Origin of the sequence: Desulfonatronospira sp. (assembly GCA_003563255.1) — a bacterium.
Taxonomy (GTDB): domain Bacteria; phylum Desulfobacterota; class Desulfovibrionia; order Desulfovibrionales; family Desulfonatronovibrionaceae; genus Desulfonatronospira.
On sequence record PWSL01000530.1, the window covers coordinates 1 to 2,627 of the forward strand.

The window sequence follows — 2,627 nt, forward strand, 5'->3', positions numbered from 1 at the left end:
AATCCTGTCAAAAAACTCTTCTCTTTATTGTTGCGGGCTAAGCATCACTATGGCGGTATATCAGTATTTTTCTAATCCCTTATAGCACTTGATAAGAATTTCAACCGCTCTTCGCGGTTAAAATAAATTTTGGGGTTAAGTGTGGGCAACTGTCAGGTGAGAGGATGCGTGAAATTAGGGCTCGCACCTGTCGCAGCCATGACGAACCAGCTCTTCAAAATAGGCAATTGTCTTTTTTAGTCCTTCCTGCAATGCAATTTTAGGCTCCCATCCGAATTTCTCTTTGGCCAGGCTGATGTCAGGGCGTCTTTTCTGCGGATCGTCAACAGGTAACGGAAGATAGGTAAGTTTTGAGCTGCTGCCTGTCAGGTCAAGCACGGTTTCGGCAAGTTCTTTGACGGTAAATTCCCCTGGATTACCTAAGTTTACAGGGCCTTGAAACCCATGATCATTGTTCATGAACTTTAAGAAACCATCGACCAGATCGTCAACAAAGCAGAAGGATCTGGTCTGCAAACCGTCTCCATAAAGGGTGATAGGTTCATTTCTCAGGGCCTGAATAATGAAGTTGGAAACCACCCGGCCGTCAGCAGGATGCATTCTGGGGCCATAGGTATTAAATATTCTGCCCACCCTGATATCTAAACCATGCTTGCGGTGATAATCAAAATACAGGGTCTCGGCGCAGCGTTTGCCCTCATCGTAGCAGGAGCGTGGGCCAATGGGATTTACATTACCTGTATAGCTTTCCACCTGGGGATGAATTTCCGGATCACCGTAAACCTCGCTGGTGGAAGCCTGAAAAATTTCTGGGCTACTATCTTTTTCTGGCGGGCATTGACATTTTCAATGGCTTCAAGGAGTTCCGGAGTATATGCGCTTTTTCTGGCAGTGCTGATGAGTGCCTTGACATCTTTGGGAAAGCAGGAGCCGCCATAACCTGCTCCCGGGTAAATGAACTGGTATCCTATGCGCCTGTCAGAGCCTACGCCCTGTCTGACGCAGGCCACGTCTGCACCAACCCTTTCACAAATATTAGCAATTTCGTTTATAAAAGAAATCTTGGCTGCCAGCATGCAGTTAGAAGCATATTTGGTCATTTCAGAACTGCGCACATCCATGAAAATCAATTTGTCTTGCATCAGGGAAAACCCAGAGTACAGCTCCTTCATTTTCATTGCTGCCTTTTCTGATGATGTGCCTACAACGATTCTGTCCGGCTTTAAAAAGTCATTAAGAGCGTCCCCTTCTTTAAGAAATTCGGGGTTGGATACAACATCAAAGTCGCACTGCACATTTCTTTTCTTCAGCCTGGACTCAATGATTTCCCTGACCCGATCAGCAGTGCCCACAGGTACAGTGGATTTGTTGACTACTATGGTGTATTTTGTAATCAAATCGCCAACAGTTTCAGCTGCCTTATAAACAGCAGATAAGTCTGACGACCCATCCTGCCCCGGGGGTGTGCCCACGCAGATGAAAACGATTTCTGAATCCGATACTGCCTGTCTGACATCAACAGTAAACTTGAGCCGGCCGTTTTTCAGATTACGAACCATAATTTCTTCAAGTCCGGGTTCATAGATTGTAACCTTTCCTGAAGACAGTGCGTCAACCTGTTCCTGGCGACGCCCCACGCATCTGACATTATTTCCCATTTCTGAAAAAACGACTGCGGTTACAAGCCCCACATACCCCGGACCAATTACGGATATTTCCATTCCTTCCTCCTGGGTGTCATATATTTACCTTCTGATTAAAAGAGACAAGTCCCGCCTTTGGCGAACAGTCAATAATCAGACTGAATTCATGCAGAAGATCCACAATCCCTGTCTATGTGGCCGTGTTGTCTTTATGGACACCCCGGCCACATAGATAGGGAACGGAAAACATTGGCTGACAAAATCAGTCAACTGTAATGCATGGCATTACAACTAACTGAGGTTGACACCATCTTGCGGCAGAATTTGCTTAAGGCATCAAAATCGTTGTTGATGGTGCCATAAGCCCTTGCAGGCTCGCGGCTACCACCATCAGCAATGGCGATTGTGATTGAGTATTGATGGACATCCATCCCAATAAATTTTACAGTGTTCATGACCTGCCTCCTTGGTTGTGGCTCTGTGTTAAGATCGTTATTGTTGAAAGTAACAACTTATCATAACCCATGTTTACAAGGAAGGCAGGTCTTTTTTGTGAGGTGCCCCGATTGTACGATCAAGGCACTTAGCAGAGCTGATGCATGGGTGAGAATGGGCCGAAATGCTCGTCGGAACCCGTGCATCAGCTCTGCGGTCTACGCGAAACCAAGTTTCCAGCCTGAGTAGGTGTCAATCATTATGTCTGTGATGAAGAGCCTATGTGCTCAAGTTATGATTAGCCCAGTTTTCAACCTTTAATGATTTAATTTTTAGTGACTTACTCCTGAAACCCTGTCACAAAAAACAAGAAAAATTTGAGCCATGACGGGGGTTCAGCACTTGGCACTGGGACTCTTTCATTTTTGGACACTAAGCTTAGGTGCTCCCCCGCCGCGCAAGCGGCTGATGCCTTTTCCTTGCGGGTTCTTATTCCCGCAAGGAAAAAACATGCTTCTTCAATCTCTTTTATCTGTGTCAATCTGTGTG

At 45.9% G+C, this 2,627-nt stretch carries 2 protein-coding genes and 1 pseudogene; all 3 read right to left on the reverse strand.

Annotated features, from left to right (window positions below; genetic code table 11):
* Positions 1 to 174: 174 nt before the first annotated feature.
* A pseudogene (locus QZP87_RS15385) lies at positions 175 to 810 on the reverse strand (NAD-dependent epimerase/dehydratase family protein); the annotation flags it as partial.
* Complete coding sequence (locus QZP87_RS15390; RefSeq protein WP_291323810.1) at positions 729 to 1,721, reverse strand: UDP-glucose/GDP-mannose dehydrogenase family protein; 993 nt, start codon at positions 1,719 to 1,721, stop codon at positions 729 to 731. The gene QZP87_RS15390 and the pseudogene QZP87_RS15385, both read right to left, overlap by 82 nt.
* 188 nt (positions 1,722 to 1,909) lie before the next feature.
* Positions 1,910 to 2,098 (reverse strand): hypothetical protein, encoded by a 189-nt coding sequence (locus QZP87_RS15395; protein WP_291323811.1) that lies wholly within the window; start codon positions 2,096 to 2,098, stop codon positions 1,910 to 1,912.
* Between the last annotated feature and the right edge of the window lie 529 nt (positions 2,099 to 2,627).

Excerpts from the sequence above, each read along its gene's own strand:
- QZP87_RS15390 (WP_291323810.1), bottom strand. The coding sequence starts at position 1,721 with ATGGAAATATCCGTAATTGGTCCGGGGTATGTGGGGCTTGTAACCGCA.
- QZP87_RS15395 (WP_291323811.1), bottom strand. The coding sequence starts at position 2,098 with ATGAACACTGTAAAATTTATTGGGATGGATGTCCATCAATACTCAATC.